Source organism: Pirellulales bacterium, from assembly GCA_019694435.1.
Lineage (GTDB): Bacteria > Planctomycetota > Planctomycetia > Pirellulales > JAEUIK01 > JAIBBZ01.
Window position 1 is genome coordinate 113,122 of sequence record JAIBBZ010000013.1, and the last position, 19,878, is coordinate 132,999.

General features: G+C 65.0%; 17 protein-coding genes. 13 read left to right on the forward strand and 4 right to left on the reverse strand.

The genetic code is table 11. The features are described from left to right. Positions 1-67: 67 nt before the first annotated feature. Complete coding sequence (locus K1X74_12120) at positions 68-1,210, reverse strand: LptF/LptG family permease (GenBank protein ID MBX7167066.1); 1,143 nt, start codon at positions 1,208-1,210, stop codon at positions 68-70. 91 nt (positions 1,211-1,301) lie between these two features. Further along, complete coding sequence (locus tag K1X74_12125) at positions 1,302-2,582, reverse strand: PLP-dependent aminotransferase family protein (GenBank protein ID MBX7167067.1); 1,281 nt, start codon at positions 2,580-2,582, stop codon at positions 1,302-1,304. 149 nt (positions 2,583-2,731) lie between these two features. Between K1X74_12125 and K1X74_12130 the strand changes: the two genes are divergently transcribed. The 11 genes from K1X74_12130 to flgL all read left to right on the forward strand — a co-directional run bounded on the left by K1X74_12130 (position 2,732) and on the right by flgL (position 14,791). Continuing rightward, complete coding sequence (locus K1X74_12130) at positions 2,732-3,556, forward strand: ComF family protein (GenBank protein ID MBX7167068.1); 825 nt, start codon at positions 2,732-2,734, stop codon at positions 3,554-3,556. Then, positions 3,553-4,503, forward strand: coding sequence for a hydroxymethylbilane synthase (gene hemC, locus K1X74_12135; GenBank protein MBX7167069.1), 951 nt, complete (start codon positions 3,553-3,555; stop codon positions 4,501-4,503). Before K1X74_12130 ends, hemC begins: the two co-directional genes overlap by 4 nt. Positions 4,504-4,750: 247 nt before the next feature. Continuing rightward, positions 4,751-5,500 carry a flagellar basal-body rod protein FlgF gene (gene flgF, locus K1X74_12140; protein ID MBX7167070.1) on the forward strand — a complete coding sequence of 250 codons (750 nt, stop codon included), beginning with the start codon at positions 4,751-4,753 and terminating at the stop codon, positions 5,498-5,500. Positions 5,501-5,546: 46 nt separating this feature from the next. Continuing rightward, a complete protein-coding gene (gene flgG / locus K1X74_12145; protein ID MBX7167071.1) occupies positions 5,547-6,353 on the forward strand; it encodes a flagellar basal-body rod protein FlgG in 807 nt (268 codons plus the stop codon). Positions 6,354-6,371: 18 nt separating this feature from the next. Further along, on the forward strand, positions 6,372-7,709 hold the full coding sequence (gene flgA / locus K1X74_12150; GenBank protein MBX7167072.1) for a flagellar basal body P-ring formation chaperone FlgA: 1,338 nt from the start codon (positions 6,372-6,374) through the stop codon (positions 7,707-7,709). Continuing rightward, on the forward strand, positions 7,706-8,368 hold the full coding sequence (locus K1X74_12155; protein ID MBX7167073.1) for a flagellar basal body L-ring protein FlgH: 663 nt from the start codon (positions 7,706-7,708) through the stop codon (positions 8,366-8,368). The genes flgA and K1X74_12155 overlap by 4 nt, the downstream gene beginning before the upstream one ends. Before the next feature lie 18 nt (positions 8,369-8,386). Continuing rightward, entirely contained in the window at positions 8,387-9,454 is a 1,068-nt protein-coding gene (locus K1X74_12160) for a flagellar basal body P-ring protein FlgI (protein MBX7167074.1), read from the forward strand. A gap of 48 nt (positions 9,455-9,502) precedes the next feature. Beyond that, positions 9,503-9,838: a rod-binding protein gene (locus K1X74_12165; GenBank protein ID MBX7167075.1), complete on the forward strand. Its 336-nt coding sequence runs from the start codon at positions 9,503-9,505 to the stop codon at positions 9,836-9,838. Positions 9,839-9,909: 71 nt separating this feature from the next. After that, positions 9,910-10,395: a flagellar protein FlgN gene (locus K1X74_12170; protein MBX7167076.1), complete on the forward strand. Its 486-nt coding sequence runs from the start codon at positions 9,910-9,912 to the stop codon at positions 10,393-10,395. Between the two features lie 37 nt (positions 10,396-10,432). Then, positions 10,433-12,130, forward strand: a complete 1,698-nt coding sequence (flgK, locus tag K1X74_12175) for a flagellar hook-associated protein FlgK (GenBank protein ID MBX7167077.1) — start codon at positions 10,433-10,435, stop codon at positions 12,128-12,130. A gap of 3 nt (positions 12,131-12,133) precedes the next feature. Continuing rightward, positions 12,134-14,791 (forward strand): flagellar hook-associated protein FlgL, encoded by a 2,658-nt coding sequence (gene flgL / locus K1X74_12180; GenBank protein MBX7167078.1) that lies wholly within the window; start codon positions 12,134-12,136, stop codon positions 14,789-14,791. A gap of 124 nt (positions 14,792-14,915) precedes the next feature. On the opposite strand, the gene K1X74_12185 is transcribed toward flgL, so the two are convergent. Further along, positions 14,916-16,262, reverse strand: a complete 1,347-nt coding sequence (locus K1X74_12185; GenBank protein MBX7167079.1) for a methyltransferase domain-containing protein — start codon at positions 16,260-16,262, stop codon at positions 14,916-14,918. Positions 16,263-16,296: 34 nt separating this feature from the next. Beyond that, positions 16,297-18,576 carry a tetratricopeptide repeat protein gene (locus K1X74_12190; protein MBX7167080.1) on the reverse strand — a complete coding sequence of 760 codons (2,280 nt, stop codon included), beginning with the start codon at positions 18,574-18,576 and terminating at the stop codon, positions 16,297-16,299. Positions 18,577-18,958: 382 nt separating this feature from the next. On the opposite strand from K1X74_12190, the gene fliW reads away from it, so the two are divergent. Together fliW and csrA are read left to right on the forward strand one after the other, a co-directional pair. Then, complete coding sequence (gene fliW / locus K1X74_12195) at positions 18,959-19,399, forward strand: flagellar assembly protein FliW (GenBank protein MBX7167081.1); 441 nt, start codon at positions 18,959-18,961, stop codon at positions 19,397-19,399. Between the two features lie 308 nt (positions 19,400-19,707). Continuing rightward, positions 19,708-19,878, forward strand: a 171-nt coding sequence (csrA, locus tag K1X74_12200) for a carbon storage regulator CsrA (protein ID MBX7167082.1), incomplete at its 3' end; no start/stop codon positions are given.

Consider the following 19,878-nt stretch of genomic DNA (forward strand, 5'->3'; position numbering starts at 1 on the left):
ACGGCATCCAGAATAGCGGCATGCGGCCGAAGCCGGCTAGCAGCCCGGCGAAGTATTCGCAGTGCTGCTAGATCCGGAGCGGGTCGATCGTGAACGCCGCCACCGGGGCGAAGATCAACAGCGGTAACCACGCGGCCATGGCCGCATCGACCAACGCGATCGACCCCAGATACTGGCAGGCCATATTGACCAGCATGAACAGCGTGGTCGCCAGCATGCACAGACCAATCGCCAGGAACACGTTGCGGTTGTCGCTCCGCAGAACCAGTGGCAGTCCGATCAGCAGCAGCGTGGTGTCGAGCAGTGGCTGCACAATCCGGGTGTGGATGGCGACACGCACATCGGCCCCGAAGTCGAGGCTGCGATTGTGCAGGCCGCGAATCAAATCGAGCGTCGAAGAGTATTGGCGCCAGGTGGGCCCATTGGTGAGCTGCTCGAACGTGACCTGGCTGACAATAAATACCTGGTCCGGCTGGAGCCAATCGGGCGCATCGAGCGGAGTGATGATCACGGGCCGGTCCTTGAGCATCAACGATTTCAGCTTGGATAGGCCCGGCGGCTGCTCGACCTTGCTTAGCAAGTAGCCGCCCGGACGCTTGTGCTTGGGGTCGGGGGCCCGGTAGAAGGCTTCCGCGGCGACAAACTCGCTGCCGTATTCTTCCAGCATGGACGGCACCAGAAAGCTGGGCCGGTCGATCCGCTGTTGATCGGCGAAGGTTTTCTGCCCGCGAATCAGGATCTCGCTTTCGTTGTCGTAACGCGGCTTCATTTCCCGTCCTTGGGCGCCGCTCAGGTCGCGGGCCTCGCGGCTCAAGGGCGCGCGCAGCAAGGGGATCGCCAATTCGCGGTTGACTGCGGCCAGCAAGCTGATCACGACTGCCGCGACCAGGATGGGCCGCACCACGCGCCCGCGCGAAATGCCGGCCGCCATGAGCGCCGTGAGCTCGTTGTGGCGCTGAATCCAGGTGACGGTGAACATCGCCGCGATCAGTGCCAGGATTCCGCTGGTGCGATCGAAAAACGCGACGGAACGCACGCCGTAGAACTGGGCGAGCGTAGTCCACAGGCTGCCGTGCTTCGACGAAAACGCCGTAAACTCGTCAAGGTGGCTGAACATGTCGAAGACGACATACAGCCCCGTGAGGCTCAAGAAACAGATCGCGAATACCTGCACGAACTGCCGGAGCAGGTAACGATCGATGACCTTCATCCGTGACGGTCTCCAGCGGCAAGTCAGAATCGAGCCAGCGCCGTGTCGGGCTCTGGCAAACCCGGACCGATCAAACCCCAACCCGGACCGATTAAACCACTGCCATGGCGCCACGCACGGCGCGGGCCAATGCGGCAATTCCCTCGCGGATGCGCACCGGGGGCTGCACGCCGAACGTCAGGCGGATGCCGTTGCGCCGCGTGCCGCAACCTTCGCTGGGAAAACAATGTTCGCCCGGCACGTACAGCACCTTTTCCGCCAGGGCCCGCTCGAATAGCGGTCCGTCGGGGCCCGTGTCGAGTCCTTCGGGCAACTCGAGCCAGGTGTATAGCCCGCCCGTGGGCCGCGACCAACGCGCATCAGACACGTCGCCGAGGTGCTCGTCGAGCGCGTCCAACATGGCGTCGAGCTTCACCTGGTACGCAGTTCGCAATTCGGCCAGGTGCGGTTCGAGCAACCCCTGCTGCAGGACGTTGAGCAGCAGAAATTGCACGAGATTCGGCGCGCCGAAATCGAGGTTGCCCTTCTGGGCATTGACCGGCCCGACGAGTTCGACGGGCAGGATTCCATAACCGGTGCGCACACCGGGCGCAAAGCACTTACTGAACGTGTGCGTCAGGATGACTGTGTCGCACGCATCGTCGTAGGCGAGCAGGCTGGGAATGTCGTCGCCCTGATACCGCAGATCGCGATAGGCCGCATCATCGATCACATAGATGCGGTGGTGGCGCGACCAGCGTCGGGCAATCTCGACCAGTTGCGGCCGTCGTGCAGCGGCCAGCGTCTTGGTGCCCGGATTGTCGAAATAGCTGACCACATAGATCGCCTTGACGCGCGACAGCTCGCCGGCGCGGTCGATCTCGCGCAGCGATTCTTCAAGCGCCTCGGGCACCATGCCGTCGGCATCGGTTTCGACCCCGTAGGCCCGCGCGCCGGCGCCGCGCAACACGCCCATGAACACGAAATAGGTGGGCGCCGCGCAGAGCACGATGTCGCCCGGGTCGCAAAGCGTGTCGGCGAGCACATAAAGCAATTGGTTGCTGCCGGCGGTTATCAGGACCTGTCGCGCGGTGATCGCGCGCTGGCACTCGGGGTCGCCGTCGGCGTCGCGCCAGCGGTCGAGCACCGCCTGTCGCAAGGGGGGATGCCCCGGCGTCGAGCCATATTGCAGCGCGGCCTGGGTATGGGCCGTGTCTTTCAGCAACAGATCAAAAGCCTGGCTGGTGGGGGTGACGGGCAGCGTCCGCTGATCGACGAACCCGGCGGCCAGCGAGATCAACTCGGGATCGGCCAGCGCCTTGTTGATCAGCTCGGCAATGGGTTGCGGACCCGTTCGCTGCGCGCGCTGGCTGAGTTTTATAGGCGCGGACATGGTATTAAACTCGCGACATTTCGAGTGGCTGCCGGATGAGACTGGCAGCATAGGAAAGCTGCGCGGCGCGGGTCAAGGTCGGCCGGGCCATGCGGTGGCACGCTCGGGCAGCTGGACGCAGCGTCGCCATGGCGGCCAAGATGATGGCAATGACAGCAACCCAGCCAGGTCCGACGGCCGCCGAACAGCCGTGGTCAAGATCCGCTCCCGGCTGGTTGGGGGCCCTGGTCGACCTGATCGTGCCGCCGCGCTGCGCGTTGTGCACTACCGACTTGGCTGCCAGTTGCCCGCCGATGCTCTGCGGCACTTGCAAGCTTGGGCTGAGCACGGGCGCTGGTGAGCTACGCTGCTTGCGCTGTGCTGCTGTCTTGACGACGGGCGACCGTTTGCAGCCGCGCGATGGCTGCTACTTCTGCCGCGAGACCAAGGTGTCGTTCCAGGCCGCGGCCGCCTTTGGTCGTTACGACGGGCTGCTGCGCGAGGCGCTGCTGCGGATGAAGCACTCGTCGGACGACCATCTTTCCCAGGCCATCGGAGCGCTCTGTGCCGCACGGCTCGACGACCAGGTCCGGCGCTGGTGGGCGGACCGCATTGTGCCCGTGCCGCTCCACTGGCAGCGACGCTGGCAACGCGGCAGCAATAGCGCCGAGATCGTCGGCACGGCGTTGGCTCGGCGGCTGAACCTGCCGCTGGCGCGCCGCAGCGTCGTCCGGCGCCGGCCGACGTCGCCACAGGTCGGGCTGCTGCCCCATCAACGGCAGCGGAACGTGGCCGATGCTTTTCGCGTGCGGCGCCCGGAAGACGTCGCAGGCCAGCGGGTGATCATCGTCGACGACATCCTCACGACGGGCGCCACGGTCAACGAATTGGCCCGGACCCTGCGACGCGCGGGTGCCGGCTGGATCGGCGTGGTCGCCGTGGCCCGTACTGACCATGCCCAAGAGTCGCCGGCCGGGCTAGACTTGGGCCTATGACATCCGCGTCACGAATCCGACTGGGTACCCGGGGCAGCGCCTTGGCGCGCTGGCAGGCCGACTGGGTAGCGAATCAATTGCGCCAGCAGGGCGTCGAGGTGACGCTCGTCGAGATCGTCACGCGCGGCGACGTCAAAGCGGGTCCGCTGGGCTCGCTGGGTGGCCAAGGGTTGTTCACCAAAGAGATCCAGCGCGCACTCGTCGACGGGCAAATCGATCTGGCCGTGCACAGCCTGAAGGACCTGCCGACACAGCCGGTCCCAGGGCTGACCCTGGCCGCCGTGCCGCCCCGCGCCTCGTCGAGCGACGTGCTCATCGCCCGCGAAGCCGCCTCGTGGGAGCGGCTGCGCGAGGGAGCGATCGTCGGCACCGGCAGTTTGCGGCGCCGCGCCCAGCTCTGGCACCGTCGCGCGGACCTGTGGATGGAGGACATTCGCGGCAACGTCGACACGCGGTTGAAAAAGCTCGACGAGGGGCAATACGACGCCATTGTGCTGGCCGAGGCGGGCCTCGCCAGGTTGGGATTGTCCCAGCACGTGACCGAGGTACTGCCGCCGGACGTCATGCTCCCGGCCGTGGGACAGGGGGCCCTAGGGCTCGAAACGCGCGAGCAGGACCAGCCAACGCGCGCGTGCCTGCGGGCGCTCGATGACGCGGCCACGCATGCGAGCGTGCTGGCAGAACGGGCCCTGCTGGCGGCGCTGCGTGGCGGCTGCATGGCACCCGTCGCGGCGCTGGGCACGGTGACACCGGCGGGACGCTTGCAGCTTGCTGCGCGCGTGCTGGCGATCGACGGTCGCCGGCAACTCGCGGCGCGTGGCGACGCGGCGCTCGATGAGGCCGCAGCGCTCGGCCGGCGTCTCGCCGAGCAGTTGCTGGCACAGGGTGCCGAGGAACTGATTCATTCGGCCCGAGCTTCGGGCATCCCGCCGCAGGACGGTGCATAGGCGGATCTTGCCGAATCGGCGAATCGTGCGCCGCAACCGGCAACTCATGCCGGATCGTCGTCTTGAGCCGTTCGACCGGCGCGCACGCGGAAATTTTTCTGCACCGTTGCGCAAGTCGCTTGCGCTCGAACGGTTAGTCACGCTGGCGCATCTGCATGGCGACGCCCGCCACGCGCCATGGCACGCACCTTGCTAACAGCCGGGCGTCGGCAAGGACGACCGACGCATTGCGACGAGGTACGACACGATGCCCTACGGACTTTATCTCTCGGCCGAAGGCGCCGCCGCGCAAGCCAGGCGGATGGAGGTCATTTCCCACAACCTGGCCAACGTCGATACGACCGGCTTCAAGCGCGATCTGGCCGTCTGCCAGGCACGCTATGCCGAAACGACCGCCCGCGGTCTCGACGAACAAGGGTCGGGCACGATTAACGATCTGGGCGGCGGAGTCGCGGTGCGCGAAACCAAGACCGACTTCTCCAATGGCCCCATGCAGCACACGGGCCTGCCGACCGACCTGGCGATCAACGGCCGCGGGTTCTTCATGATCCGCAAGCCGGAGGGCGATTTCCTCTCGCGCGCCGGCAATTTTTCGCTCAGCGGTACCGGCCAGCTGGTGACTCAAGAAGGCTACCCGGTGCTCGACGACGCCGGCACCCCGGTGGTCATCACCCCCGATGCGCCGTGGACCTTCACTCCCGATGGCGGCGTCTTGCAGGCCGGCAGCCGGGTGAACCTGGCCTTGGTCGAGCCTGAATCGCTCGGTCAGTTGCAAAAGGTCGGCGAAAACCTGTTTGCGCCCGGCGGCGAGTTGCTGCCGATCGCGCAGGGTGATCGGAGCGTGGCCCGGGGATTCATCGAACGCTCGGGCGTCAAGCCCACGCTGGAGATGATGGACCTGATCGAAGCGTCGCGGGCGTTCGAGGCCAATGTGACTTTGATCAAACACCAGGACCAGATGATCGGCGGCCTGACCAGCCGCGTCCTTCGGGCCTGATCCGAGTAATTCAACTCCCTAGAACTTTCGACACGGGCTTAAACGCATGAGCATTCAAACGCTCTACACGGCTGCGACGGGCATGGAAGCCCTCGAAACCAAGCTCGACGTCATCGCCAACAATCTGGCGAACGTCAATACGACCGCTTACAAGAAGACCCGGGCTAACTTCGAAGACCTGTTCTACCGCCAGTACATCCTGCCGGGGCTGCCGGACAACAACGGCCAGTTCACGCCGACGGGCATCTCGGTCGGGCTTGGCACGCGTGTGCAAAGCACCCAGACCGACTTTCAGCAGGGTGCGTTTCAGGAAACGAACCGCACGCTCGACGTGGCCATCGAGGGTGAAGGGTTCTTTCAGGTCCAGGATCCCGGCTCGGGGTCGATCCTCTTCACGCGCGCCGGCAACCTGTCGATCAACTCCAACGGCAGCCTGGTCGTCGGCTCGGCAAGCACGGGCCGGTTGATCGAACCGCAGATCACGATCCCACAGGACACGACCGACATTTCGATCACGAGCTCGGGACAGATCCTGGTGCGTCAGCCCGGTCAACAGGGGCTGTCGCAGGTGGGCCAGTTGCAATTGGCACGGTTCATCAATTCCGAAGGTCTGCTCAAGCTGGGCGAAAACATGTACGCGCAAACCGACGCCTCGGGCCAGCCGCTGCTGGACAACCCGCAGCAGAACGGCTTTGGCGCGTTGCGTCAGAATTTTCTCGAGGCTTCGAACGTCGAGCCAGTGCGCGAGCTGATCGACTTGATTACCACGCAACGGGCCTTCGAGCTGAACTCGCAGGCCGTGCAAGCCGGCGATCAGATGCTGCAGCTCATCGGCAACTTGCGGCGGTTCTAAGCAGAGTAGGCAACGCGAATGAATCGCTTGTATCGAGTACGAATCGGGCAAACTACGCGGCTGGCAGCCGGCGCGGTCCTGACCATCTGCTGTCTGGCCACAGCAGGGCGCGCGGCCGACGTGCAGTTGCGACGCGAATGCCAGCCCAAATCTGCCCTGGTGACACTGGGCGACGTGGCCGAGGTCCGCACGACCGATGTTGCCGAGTTACAACGTTGGGAATCGATCGAGTTGTTCCCTGCGCCGGCATCTGGTCAGAAACGCTTGCTGACCGCCACCGAATTGCGCCAGGTGCTTGCTCGCCGCGGCACCGATCTCAAGCAGTGTGTCTTCTCGGGCTCGAGCGTGGTCACCATCTTGGGGGCCGCCCAGACCGAAGTTCAGGCGGAACGCGAAGGGAAGCAAATCGCCCGGCGACAACAGGTCGAAGCCACGCTCGAGCACGCCATTGCCGCGTACCTCGCGAACCAGGGGCTGCCGACCGAGGGCTTGTCGCTGGAGATCGAGGTGAGCCGCATGCCGGTCACCGTCGGCCGCATTACAGCCTGGCACATCTCGGGCGGAGCGGCCCCCTGGGTCGGGCGGCAGCAGTTCCTGGCTCGGGGCATGATCGACGAACAACCCGTCGAGCTGATCGTCACGGCCGAGGTGAGGTTGCCGGCGGCCATCGTCGTGGCCGCGGCGCCGATCGTCCGCGGCGCGATCATTCAAGCCACCGACGTACGCCTCGAAGTGCCCCCACGCACGAACGCTGGCGAACAATACTTCCAGGCCATCGAAGATGTCATCGGCAACGAGGCCGCCGCGGCGATCAGCGAGGGGAATCCCGTCACTGAACGGTCCGTGCGACGCCCGTTGCTCGTGCGTCGCGGTGAAGTTGTCACGGTGCGTGCCGTCAGCGGCGGCGTGTCGGTCGAGACCAATGCCCGGGCTCGCCAGGACGGCAGTCAGGGCGACGTGATCACGGTCGAAGCGATCGGAGCCAAGCAGAGCTATTTCGCGCGAGTCACCGGCGTACAAACCGTCGAGGTTTATGCCCGGGCGGTGGCGATGCCGATGAGTACGCCCGAGCCGGCGCCTGCCGAGCCGAACCATCCCGCGCCGGTCTCGCCGCTGCCCGCGCAGAAGCCGACAGTGAATCACGCGGCCAGGCAACCGACCCCGCCCGTGCAGTTGGCCGCATCGCCGGCGTCGCCGTCCGAGCCCACGGCGGTCTGGACGGCGCAGCGTAACGCCAGCAATCGCCCAGCCACGGTTCGCCTGACAGGTGGGCCGCCGGCCAGCGGCGCGCGGACCGAAGCCAACGCTGTATCGCGCCCCGGCGCGGATCGCTGGGTCAAACGGAGGTCACGATGAGAATCGCCTTGCTCGCAAGCCTGTTCGCCGTTGCGGCCGCGCTGCCGGGGCAGGTCTTGGCTCAAAGCGCCAGCCTGTTCGGCGATCCGCGGATGCGCACCGAACTGACGTTGCGCGACGCTTCGTGGACCTTTCTCGAGGTCGAGCCGCCCCGTGATATCCGCGTGCAGGACAAGATCACGGTCATCGTCGACGAGAAGTCGCAGTTGATCAGCGAGGGCGAGGTCCAGCGCCGCAAGACGTCGAACCTCGATGCCCGGCTGCAAGACTGGATTAAGCTCGATGACTTCGCCCTCAAGCCGGCACCGCAGGAAGACGGCGACCCGCGCATCCGAGGCCAGTTGAACAGTACGTTCCGCACGCAGTCGGATTTGGAAACGCAAGACGGGCTCAAGTTCCGCATCGCCGCCACGGTGGTCGATATCCGCGCCAACGGCGACCTGGTGCTCGAGGCCCATCGTACGATTCAGATCAACGAAGAAGTCTGGGAACAGTCGCTCACCGGGATCGTGCGCCGCGAGGACGTGCTGCCGAACAACACGGTACTCAGCGAAGACATCGCCGAGCTGCGGATTGTCAAGCGTGAGGTCGGCAGCGTGCGCGACGGCTATCGCCGCGGCTGGTTCCTGCGCATCCTCGATCGCTATCAACCCTTCTAAGCTGTACACGGTGCCGTCATGGATCGACGCCTGATGATCATCCTGCTCGCGGCCTTGATGTGCCTGGCGGTGCTGGGCGCGCCGCGGGCCGTGGCCGCCACGCGGATCTCGCACATCTGCCGGGTCAAGGGCCAGGAAGAGAACACGTTGCAGGGCATCGGTCTGGTCATCGGTCTCAAAGGGACCGGCGACGGCGGCCAGTTCTTGCCCACGATCCGCCCCTTGGCGACCGCCCTGCAATTGATGCGCAATCCCGTCGGCAAGGGCGGGCCGCTGGAATTGAAAGACGCGAAAAACGTGGCGCTGGTGATGGTGACGGCCACGATTCCGCCCACTGGCGCGCGGCAGGGCGACAAAATCGATTGCACCATCAGCTCGATCGGCGCCGCCAAGAGCCTGGCCGGCGGACAGTTGTTCCTCGCCCCGCTACAAGGGCCGGATATCGAAAGCGAGCGCGTGTTCGCCTTCGCGACGGGCCCCATCTCGCTCGACGACGCCGCGACACCCACCACGGGCAAGATCCATCAGGGTTGCCGGCTGGAAGAGGATTTCTTCAATCCTTTCACGAAGGACGACCGGCTGACGCTCGTGCTCGACCGCAATCATGCGAACTTCGAGCTCGCCTCGGACGTGGCCGAAGCCATCAACTCGCAATTGCAAATCGCCAACAACGACGGCTACCTCGCCCGGGCCATCGACTCGGTCAATGTCGAAGTGATGATTCCGGCCGATTATCGCAATGACCCGGTGCTGTTCGTCTCCGAGGTGATGCGCTTGCCGCTGCTGGAAGTGCAGACCGAGGCCCGTGTCGTGATCAACGAGCGCACGGGGAGCATCGTGGTCGACGGCGACGTCGAAATCGGGCCCGTCGTCGTCACGCACAAGAACGTCGTCGTGCAAACCGGCGCGCCGCCGACGGGCGATCGCTTCGTGGCCGTGGCGCCCGGGCTCAAGCGGCCGGAGGCCAAGCTGCAGGCGCTGCTCGAGTCGTTGAACGCCGTGAAGGTGCCGAACGAGGACATCATCGAGATCATCAAAGGTCTCGATCGGACCGGAAAACTGCACGCCAAGTTAATCGTCGAGTAGGCATTCGGCAGCGCCCCGCACCCGATCCAGCCGTCAGGAAAGTCCAAGATGAACACGATCAGCCCCGCGGGTTTGCCGTCTGCGCTCGACACCTATGCCCGGCTTTCGGCCGCGCCGCCGGCAGCCGATGCCGCGAAGCTGGCGCGGGCCGGCGAGCAAGAGGAACGCGCCGCCTTTGACCAGTTCGTCGGCGAGGCGTTCTATGGCCAGCTGCTCGGCGCGATGCGCAAGACCGTGGGCAAAGCCGCCTATTTCAACGGCGGCCGGGCCGAAGAGATGTTTCAGGGTCAGCTCGATCAGACGTTGTCGCAAGACCTGGCCCGCAACAATGCCGGCGGCTTGACGGAAGGCATGTATCAACTGTTTCGCCTGACCCGTAGCTAGGCGTCGAGCTCGAGTTTCGCAGAATCACCCCCCTCGTCCGCACACGTAGCGGCACGCTCGAAGGAGCCGGTATGGACACCACCTGGGACGACGAAATCGGCGGACTGCTACACGAGCTGGCCGCCGTGCAGGGCGAACTGCTCGGGCTGCTCGACGAGAAACGGCGCCTGCTCGTGAAAACCGATCTGGTGGGGCTGGCCGCGATGCACGATCGCGAGCAGGCCATCGTCGGTCGGTTGCAATCGTGCCACGAACGCCGCGCACAATTGCTGGTACAGGCCCAGGCCGATGCGCTGCCGGCCGACAGCATCCGCTCGCTAGCGGCGGCGCTCCCCGTCGAGCGAGCCAAGCCGCTGCGGGCCCAGTTGGTCGAATCGGGAGCGCGGTGGCGACTGCTGCAGCACCAGTGCCTGGCCAATTGGGTGCTAGCACAGCGCAGCATCGTGCACTTGGCCCAACTGTTGGAGATTATTGCTACGGGCGGCAAGCCACGGCCGACATATGGAAATGGGCCCCCCTCGGGCCAGCAAGGCGCCTTACTCGACCAGGCAGCCTAGTCAATCCAGGCGGATCTTTTCCACGCCGGGTGCCGCGATGTCTCTGTTCGGCTCAATTCAACTGGCCAACAACGCGATTCGCGCGCAGCAAGTGGGCCTGCAAGTCGTTGGCCAGAACATCGCCAACGCGAATACGCCAGGCTACCTGCGCGAAGAGGTCGTCTTCGTTCCGGCGGCGGCGCAGCGGCTCGGCAATCTCACGCTGGGCCTGGGGGTCGAAGTTGATTCGATCCGCCAGAAGGTCGACAAGTTCCTGCAAGAGCGGCTTCGCGGCGCAGGCAGCGATCGGGCCGGCGCCGACGCCAAGACCAAGGTCCTGTCGCAGCTCGAGGGCCTGCTCTCTGAGCTGGGTGACACCGACATCAGCTCGTCGCTCAACGAGTTCTTCAACAGCGTCCAAGAAGTGCTCAATCAGCCGGAAAGCGTCTCAGTGCGCAATCTGGCATCGCTCAAGGGGCAAACGCTCAGCGGTCTGATCAATCGCACCTATAGCCGCGCCAACAGCATTCGTAGCGACGTCAACCAGCAGGTGATCGGCGCCAAGGAAGACATCAATCGCCTGATCGAGGAAATTCGTACGCTCAACGTGCAGATCGTCCGCACCGAGGGCGGTTCGGTGTCGAAGAGCGACGCGGTGGGGTTGCGCGACCAGCGCGAGGTCGCCTTGTCGAATCTTTCCGAACTGATCTCCATCCAGGTACAAGAGCAGGATAGCGGCGCCGTCAACGTCTACAGCGGCGGGGACTACCTCGTGTTCGAGGGGCTCAGCCGTAGCGTGGAAATCGCCGAACGGACCGATCACGGCCTGACCATTGGCGACCTGCGGATCGCCGATACCGATTCGCCGCTCGACCTGTCGAGCGGTAAGGTGGGCGGGCTCGTCGCCGCGCGCGATGAGATTCTGACCAATTTCACCGATCAGCTCGACGGCTTCGCCAAGTCGCTGGCCTACGAATTCAATCGCATCTTTTCGTCGGGCCAGGGTCTCACCGGCTATACCTCGCTCACGAGCGAACGGCCTGTCGACGACGTCGACGAACCGCTCGACGCGGCCGGGCTGCCGTTCACGCCTGAGCATGGTTCATTTCAGGTGCTGGTCTACAACGTCAATACGAAGTTGACGGAGACGCACGACGTCGCCATCGATCTCGACGGGCTCGACGACGATACGTCGCTCAATTCGCTGGCCACGGCGCTCGACGCCATCGACGGCATCTCGGCCCAGATTACGGCCGACCGCCGGCTGAAGATCGATCGCGAGTCGAGCGAGCAGCAATTTGCCTTTCGCAACGATTCGAGCGGAGTCCTGGCGGCCCTGGGACTGAACGTGTTTTTCTCGGGCAGCGCGGCCGGAGATTTGGGCGTGTCGCAACCGATCAAGGACGATCCCAGCAAATTCGCCGCCAGCCGCGACGGCATCGGCCACGACACGCTCAACGGCGTCGATCTGGCCGGATTCCTGAATCGCCCGCTCGATTCGGCCGGCGGCGACACGCTCGAGGTGCTCTACGACAAGTTGACCGGCAGCGTCACGCAGAACGCTTCGGTCAGCCGCGCGGTGGCCGATGGCTATTCGGTCTTCGAGGAATCGCTCCGCGGCGAGCAATTGGCCATCAGCGGCGTGAGCATCGACGAAGAGGCCGTGCGGTTGATTTCTTACCAACGCGCCTTTCAGGCATCGGCCAAGTACATCGCCACGATCAACGAACTGCTCGGCATCCTGGTGTCGATCTAACTCATGCCCGGCATCACTCCCATCCCGTCGACCCGAATCAGCGACCAGTTGGTGCGCCAACGGTTGCTCACGCAAGTCCAGGTCGATCAGGCGGCGCTGCTGCGCATCCAGAGCCAGGTGAGCACGGGCCGGCGGATCGAAACGCCCAGCGACGACGCCCCCGCCGCTCTGCGGGCGGTCCAGCTGCAGCGACTGCTCGAGCGCAGCGGCCAGGTGCAGACGAATCTCAAGACCAATCAGAGCTACTTGTCGGCCAGCGACACGGCGCTGGGCAATGTTTCGACGCAATTGACTGCGATCCGCGGGACTGCCATTTCGGTCGTCGGTTCGACAGCCACGGATGCCGAGCGCCAGGCGGCCGCCATCGAGGTCGACCGCGCGCTGCAGCAACTGGTCGATATCGGCAACCACCGTTTCCGCGGGCGGGCGCTGTTTGCCGGTGGAAATCCCACGATCACTCCGTACGAGCACTCCGGCGGCACGGTCCGGTACGCAGGCGACGAGGTCAAGCTGCAGAGCTATTCGGACCTCGACCTGCTGTTCGACACGAACCTGCACGGCGTGGAAGTCTTCGGCGGCCTGTCCGACCAGGTGATCAGCGTCGCCAATTTCAATCCGTCGATTACGCTCGACACCAAACTGGCCGACTTGCGCGGCGGGCAGGGCATCACGCCGGGCAGCGTCTCGGTCTCCGATGGCACTTCGACCAGGCTGGTCGACCTCACCAAGGCGGAGACCGTGGGCGACATCGTGCGCCTGCTCGAGGCCAACCCTCCGACCAACCGGCAATTGCTGGTCACCTTGAGCGATTCGGGTCTCGAAGTGCAACTCGATGCCGCCGGAGGCGGGGCGCTCACCATTCACGAAGCCGGCGGCGGTAGCACGGCCAGCGAACTCGGCATCCGTCGCGATACGGCGGCTGACACGGGGCCGATCCTCTCCGGCGATCTGGATCCGGTCGTCACCCGGACGACGCGGTTGGACGACATTCTCGGCACTCGGGCCCGCGCCCGAGTGCGTTCGGCCGGTGCGGACAACGACTTGATCATCACGGCCCGCGACCGCGGCGTCGACTTCAACGACGTGACGGTGCGGTTCGTAGACGGCGGCGGCGCGGCGTTCGGTTTCGAAACGGCCGTCTACGACGACAGCGACCCGCTCAACAAGACCTTGACCGTCACGATTGCGTCCGGCCTATCGTCGGCCCAGCAGGTGATCAACGCAATTAACGCCACGGCCCAGTTTTCCGCCGAACTGGACCCGCGCGAGACGGGCAACGACGGCAGCGGCAAATTGCTCGACTCGCTCGCCGAGCCCGCCAATGTAACCGTGACGAGTGGCGGCTCGGGCGTCGAGCTCGATCAATCGTCGGGGCTCCTGGTGACGAACAACAATCGCACCACGGTGATCGATTTTCCACAGGCCGAGACGGTCGAGGATCTGCTCAATGCGATCAACGGCTCGGCCGCCGACCTCCAGGCGGAGATCAATGCCGCAGGTACGGGCATCAACGTGCGCTCGCGGACCAGCGGCGCCGATTTCACCATTGGCGAGAACGGCGGAACTACCGCGACCGACTTGGGACTGCGGACATTGCATGCCGGCACGTTGCTGTCGAGCTTGAACTATGGCCGAGGGGTCCCCACGGTCGAGGGCGCCGATCTGACCATCGTTCGCAACGACGGCGTCGAGCTGGCGATTGATCTGACCGGCGCCGTGACGGTGCAGGACGTCTTGGACCGCATCAACAATCACGTCGACAACCCGGCGGGTGCCAGCCACTTGACCGCCGAGTTCGTCGACGTGGGCAACGGCATCCGGCTGGTCGACGACAATCAGCACCTTCCCGACCAGCTGACCATTCGCCGGGCCAACCTCAGCGAAGCGGCCTGGGCGCTAGGGCTGATCCCGCGCGGCAGCGACGAATCTACGGCCACGAGCCCCGCCGTCGCGGCCACGGCGACGCTCGCGCTGCCGGGTGCGAACAACGACATTCTGCTCACCGCCGAAACGCCGGGGACGGCGCTGAACGACTATGTGATCAGCTTCGTCGACACGGGACTGGGACCGGGCTCGGAGAACCTGGCGGTCAGTACGACGCTCAAGACGATCGTCGTGGGCATAGACCCGGCGACGACGACGGCCCAAGACGTGATCGACCTGATCTCGGTTCACCCCGTGGCAGGACAACTGTTCAACGCGACGCTTGTCTCGACCGACGGGACGCCGAACGACGGGAGCGGTCTGATCACCGACCTCGCGGCTACGTCGACCACCGCCGGCGGCGAACCCGAGTTGCTCGACGGTACCGACGTCAATCCGCTCGAGACGTCCGGCGTCTTTACGGCGCTGGTCCGGCTGCGGGCCGCGCTGGAAACCAACAACACCTCGGAAATCGAACGCTCCATCGAATTGCTCGACGACGCGCAGTCGCAGCTCAATTTTTCTCGCGCCGACCTGGGCACCAGGCAGCAGGCGCTCGACGACATGCAGTTGCGGCTCGAGGATGAAGACATCGAGCTCAAAGACTCGCTATCGAACGAGCTCGATATCGACCTGGCCCAGGCGTTCTCCGAATATACGGCGCGCCAGGCGGCTTTTCAGGCCGCGCTGCAAATGATTGGCCAGCTCAAGCAGCTCACGCTGCTCGACTATCTGTAAGCATCCAGGGCTCCGGGGGAAGCAGGCCTTTGCGGCACGTGGCCCCGCAAGGTAGGCACGTCGCCTCGGGGCGCTGACCAGCGGCGGCCGGATCACCAATTCGCCCCGGACACCCGGTTGGCGCCTACGCCAGGGCGTTCCCGGACTCGACCGACCACGTCGGCAAATGGGGAGCGGGCCCCGCTTGCTGGCCCCGTGTCGGCGTCGGCGACGGAGTCTCGGGTCGATAGGGATGATGGCCGTTCGCAAAGTCGATCAGCCGGCCCTGATGTTCGATCAGGATCTGGCGCGGCTGAATCCCGTGTCGCTGCATCTCCAGCGCAATGTCGTGGACGCGCCACTGCGTCGCGACCAGCACCACGTCGACCGGGTGGTTCAGCAAGTAATCGCGATGGCGGATCTCCTGGCCCGTGCCGGGCACGTAGGTCCCGGCCTTGTCCGCATCGGAGTCGACGACCAGCGGAAAGCGAGCGGCATCGAGTGCGTATTGGTTGATGAACGCCGCGGCTTTGCCGGTGCCACCCCAGATCGCGATGCGCTGACCGCTCCGAGCCAGTTGGGTCAACTCGTCGCGAACGCGCGCGCTGGCCGTGGCGGCCTGCCGGGCAAAGGCCAACGCTTCGTGCGCGGTTTGCGTCTGCCTGAGTAGCGGCGCGAACCGGGCAAGGCCATAGACGACCTCGTCGTTGTAGCCGCGCTCGACGAGCTCGACCTGCGAGGCACAGCGCGCCAGCAGCCGGCCGAACGATTGGCTGGTGAAATGAGAGTTGTGCTCATAGAAGAAGTCGACCGTCCGGCCCAGGGCCAGGGCTCGATCGATGCACGGCACCTCGATGAACAGGCGCGTTTCGACTCCTTCCCAGCTCGCGGCAAACGCCAGCGACTGGAGAAAGCCCAGCGGGTTGGTCAGATGCTCGAGCACGTGCCGGCTCACAATCAGGTCGGGCCGGAATTCGGCCATGTGCACGGCCGGGTCGAACAACGCGGCGTGCACTTCGATCCCGGCATCGTGATGGCGCGTGTCGGGAACCGCGTGCGGATCGAATCCGACATAGCGTCCCTGGGGACGTAGTTCGGCGAGCGAGCGCAGCAGGTGCGCGTCACCGCAGCCGACCTCGACGATCGTGGGCGCGGCGGGCAAGGGGGCCAGCATCAAGGTGGCCACGCGGTGCAGATGGGTGCCCCAGGTGCGTCCGCGATTGAACATCAGATTGGGTTTGTCGGAATAGGGTACCGCCGTGTAGTCGAACGCGCGATTGAAGACATGACCGCAATCGACGCACCTGACGAAGTCGAGCGGCAGACGCCGCATGGCTGCGGCGGCGGCGCTGCTGCGCGGCCACGCCAGAGTCGTCAGCGGCTGGTGTCCACCGTGATAGAAAGGCACCGCGACATGGTGCGCACACGCTGGGCACGTGCAGGCCAGCAACAACTCGGAGAGGTTCGTACGCGGCCCAGCTCGTTCGTCCATGCTCATTCTCGACACCTTCCCTGCTTCGTGCGATTCAATGCCGCTGCGGAGTTTGACGTGCGGCCTGCAACAGGAACGCCTCGAACTCACCCATCAAGGCGCGGTCTTCGAACAGTTCGTGGCGAGCCGCGAGAATGCGATTGCTCACCTGGCGGCGCCATTCTCCGTCGGTTCCCAGCCGCACGGCCTGTTCGACGAATTCTTCGGCGGACGTCGCAATGCAATCGCGCACGCCCAACTGCTCATAACAGCCGTAGGTCACGCGTGATCGCAAATAGGCGCCTGGCAGCGTGACGATCGGGATCCCCAGCCCCAACCCTTCGTAGGCCGTGTTGCCGCCGCCGAAATGCAACGGGTCGAGCAGCACGTCGGCGTGGCTGAGGAGATGCAAGAAATCGCTCGTCGAGACACGCGGCACAAACACGATCCGATCGCTCACAGGACCGAGCCCGGCCCGAAAGCGTTCGCGCAGCGTGACGTTCCAGCGTGTCTGCATGGCTTCGACCAGGACGATTCGCGCCCGCGGGTCGCGGCGGAGAATCTCGCCCATCAGCGCATCGAAGTCCGGGTGGAATTTGAACAGGCTTTGCGGGCACATGTAGAGCGTGCCGTCGGCCGGCAGTCCGAATGCGCTGCGTGGGCGCCGCGCGCCGGAGAGCTGCGGCCGGTAGTAATACGACGGCAGCCGTGAGAGTCGCACCAATTGTTCGGTGTATTCCTGTTCGCTTCCCGGCGGTTCCAGCGAGGCGTTCGAGAGGAAATAGTCCATCGCCGGACTGGCGGTGGTGACCGGATGGCCCCAACCGACGACCTGCACGGGCGCGAGCCGCCGGTAGGCCAAGGACGTGACCAGCGGGTCCATACCGACGTCCGTATAGAACAGGACGTCGAGTTTCAAACTACGAATCATCTCGGCCGAGGCCGCGAGTTGTTCGGGGATTTCCAGCGTCCGATCGGCAGCTCCCTGGATAAAGCGCGCCAGATCGTCCTCGTAGTGTCCGCGCGAAACGACCGTGACGTCGAACAGCGGGCGCGACAGTTCGGCGATGAAGCCCTGGTTCAATCGTCCGATCGTATGGTTCTTGAACAACCGTGAGATGAAGCCGATCCGGATCGGACGATCGACGCCGGCCGCTCCTGGCTCCACGTCTAGCGGTACGTTCGCAGGGCGGTAACACCGCGCCGCCTTTTCGAGCAGGCAGCGCACCGAGTCGCCTTGATAGGCCAGGTAAAACAGCGACGGGAGCGTGTCGCGCTCGGCGTCGAGTTGCACACCGTCGGCGACCAACTGGTCGATGGCCGAAGTGATCTGCGCGCGCGCTTGGATTTGCTGTTCGATCGACGAGTAGACCGGCGGCAGCAAACTGGCCATCACCATCCGCAGCCGCGCCGACGGCCGCAGCCGCTCCGCCTGGCGATAGTGCGCGAGGGCCCGGGGCAGGTCATCGAGCTCGTGAAATGCGTCGGCCAGGTTCTGGTGGGCCAAGGCGTGTTGGGGTTCGATCGCCAGCGCGGCTTGATAGTAAGGCACCGATTCCGCCACGCGGCCGGCCGCATGGAGCAAGGCCCCGAGATTGTTTTGGGCCGACGCAAAGCGGGGATTGAGCTCCAGAGCCTTGGCATAGGCCTCGGCGGCCTCGGTTTCGCGCCCCAGGCTGCGCAGCGCCGAGCCCAGGCTGTCATAGGCGTCGGCGTACGTGGGTTTCAGGCGGATCGCCAGATGAAAGCACTCGATCGCGCGGGTGAAGTCACCGCGCGACATGTGGACCAGTCCGAGGTTGTTCTGTCCCTCGGCATAGTCGGGTCGCAACTCGATCGCCCGTAACTGCTGCGCGAGTGCCTCGTCGATACGGCCGACGCTGCGCAATGCGTTGCCCAGGTTGCTATGGGCCTCGGCATAATCGGGCCGCAGCCGAATGGCCCGCTCGGCGTGTTGGATCGCCTCGTCGAGCCGCCCCAGCCGTTTGCACGCTACGGCCAAGTTGTTATGGGCATGGGCCAGGTTGGGATTAATCGAGATCGACTGGCGATAGCAGGCAATGGCCTCGTCGAGTCGCCCGAGCGACTGCAGGGCAGCACCCAGGTTCGCGCGGACGTAGGCATTCGACGGCGCATGCCGCGCGGCGCGCTGGAGCAGTTGCAGGGCCTGTTCAAACTCGCCGCGCTCGTAGGCCCGGAGCCCCAGGAACTGCAGGGCATCGGGCTGCGACGAATTTTGCTGCAGCATCTGGCGGTAGAGCTGCTCGGCCTGGGCCATCCGCCCGGTTTGCTGGTATTGACGGGCGGCGGCAAGCTTTGCGCGCAGGCTGGCCATGCTGATTATTCCGCGGACGACGAGATGGCACTTCCTTCATCGGCACTTGTCTGTGAGCTCTGAGGATGCAATTCGGGGAAACGGCTACCAGCGTCGCGCGACAGCACGTTTTCGCCGCCCAGAAACTCGCGGCAACAGGCAAGGTTTGCCAAAACCGGCGGCCTTGCTAGCAGGGCTAGCAAATCGTGTTGGTTTTTCCGATAGCCCTTTGCGCTGTGCGGCCGATGTAGCCAAAGAATGCTTCGCGGCAAGGTCGCGGGCGGGCCGCACGCTCAGGAACCGGCATCGACGCCGGAGCCCGGACGAGCAGTTCCCGCGATCGTTGAAGCCGCGCACCCTCGGTTGCGAGGGAGCAAGCCAAGGAAGGTTCGGAGCAATCGCCATGGAAATCGCCACGACACGGTTTGGCTCGATTCCGATCGAAGTCGAGGACATTCTGACGTTTCCGGCCGGGTTGGTCGGGCTCGAAGAATGCCGCCACTGGGTGTTGCTGGCCGACGCACAAAATGACGTGCTCGGCTGGCTGCAAAGCACGCAGCGGCCCGAAGTGGCGCTTGCCGTGGTCAGCCCGCGCCGGTTTGTCCCGCACTACCAGCTCCGCGTGATGCGCAGCGAGTTGTCGGGACTGGAACTGTTGGATGTCCAGTCCGCGCAGGTGCTGGTGATTGTCGGCAAGAACGAACGCGCGATCACGTTGAACCTGCGAGCACCGCTGGTCATTAACCTGAGCCGGCGCCTGGGTCGGCAGGTGATCACCAGCACGGAAGAACCGTTGCAGCACGAACTCCAGCAACTCCCGACCACTTGGAAGAAGAGCGCCTGATCCGGAGGATTGTCCGCCCGATTCCCCTGCCTGCCTGATTGAGCGGCGCCGTCTTGCCCGCCGGCTAGAACGACGACGCCCGTTTGCCCGCCTGCCGCGAGTCCCACAGGTCCGCCCCCCGCCTGACGAGCCTGTCTGCCGCCCGGTCGCCCGACCGTCGCAGCGACAAGCACTACCCCGGTACGCCACCCCGACCAACCGCCGCGCGTAGCGATCCGCGACTGCTGCCCTCCTCACGCATCGGAGGCGCGGCCGCGCGCCGCCGCGAACAGTGGGCAGGACTGCCCGCGACAGGAAGGAGCCCCCCGATGCTGGTTCTGTCGAGACAGCGCGACGAAAGCATCATCATCGGTGACAACATCGTCGTGACCATCGTCGACATCCGCGGCGACAAAGTCCGACTCGGCATTACCGCGCCGCCCGAGATCCCCGTCCATCGGCGCGAGGTCTACGAAGCGATTCAGCGCGAGAACGTTAAA

What these genes read in the sequence shown, in the direction of transcription:
- K1X74_12120 (MBX7167066.1), bottom strand. Translation starts at nt 1,210, where the DNA reads ATGAAGGTCATCGATCGTTACCTGCTCCGGCAGTTCGTGCAGGTATTC.
- K1X74_12125 (MBX7167067.1), bottom strand. Translation starts at nt 2,582, where the DNA reads ATGTCCGCGCCTATAAAACTCAGCCAGCGCGCGCAGCGAACGGGTCCG.
- K1X74_12130 (MBX7167068.1), top strand. Translation starts at nt 2,732, where the DNA reads ATGACAGCAACCCAGCCAGGTCCGACGGCCGCCGAACAGCCGTGGTCA.
- hemC (MBX7167069.1), top strand. Translation starts at nt 3,553, where the DNA reads ATGACATCCGCGTCACGAATCCGACTGGGTACCCGGGGCAGCGCCTTG.
- flgF (MBX7167070.1), top strand. Translation starts at nt 4,751, where the DNA reads ATGCCCTACGGACTTTATCTCTCGGCCGAAGGCGCCGCCGCGCAAGCC.
- flgG (MBX7167071.1), top strand. Translation starts at nt 5,547, where the DNA reads ATGAGCATTCAAACGCTCTACACGGCTGCGACGGGCATGGAAGCCCTC.
- flgA (MBX7167072.1), top strand. Translation starts at nt 6,372, where the DNA reads ATGAATCGCTTGTATCGAGTACGAATCGGGCAAACTACGCGGCTGGCA.
- K1X74_12155 (MBX7167073.1), top strand. Translation starts at nt 7,706, where the DNA reads ATGAGAATCGCCTTGCTCGCAAGCCTGTTCGCCGTTGCGGCCGCGCTG.
- K1X74_12160 (MBX7167074.1), top strand. Translation starts at nt 8,387, where the DNA reads ATGGATCGACGCCTGATGATCATCCTGCTCGCGGCCTTGATGTGCCTG.
- K1X74_12165 (MBX7167075.1), top strand. Translation starts at nt 9,503, where the DNA reads ATGAACACGATCAGCCCCGCGGGTTTGCCGTCTGCGCTCGACACCTAT.
- K1X74_12170 (MBX7167076.1), top strand. Translation starts at nt 9,910, where the DNA reads ATGGACACCACCTGGGACGACGAAATCGGCGGACTGCTACACGAGCTG.
- flgK (MBX7167077.1), top strand. Translation starts at nt 10,433, where the DNA reads ATGTCTCTGTTCGGCTCAATTCAACTGGCCAACAACGCGATTCGCGCG.
- flgL (MBX7167078.1), top strand. Translation starts at nt 12,134, where the DNA reads ATGCCCGGCATCACTCCCATCCCGTCGACCCGAATCAGCGACCAGTTG.
- K1X74_12185 (MBX7167079.1), bottom strand. Translation starts at nt 16,262, where the DNA reads ATGGACGAACGAGCTGGGCCGCGTACGAACCTCTCCGAGTTGTTGCTG.
- K1X74_12190 (MBX7167080.1), bottom strand. Translation starts at nt 18,576, where the DNA reads ATGGCCAGCCTGCGCGCAAAGCTTGCCGCCGCCCGTCAATACCAGCAA.
- fliW (MBX7167081.1), top strand. Translation starts at nt 18,959, where the DNA reads ATGGAAATCGCCACGACACGGTTTGGCTCGATTCCGATCGAAGTCGAG.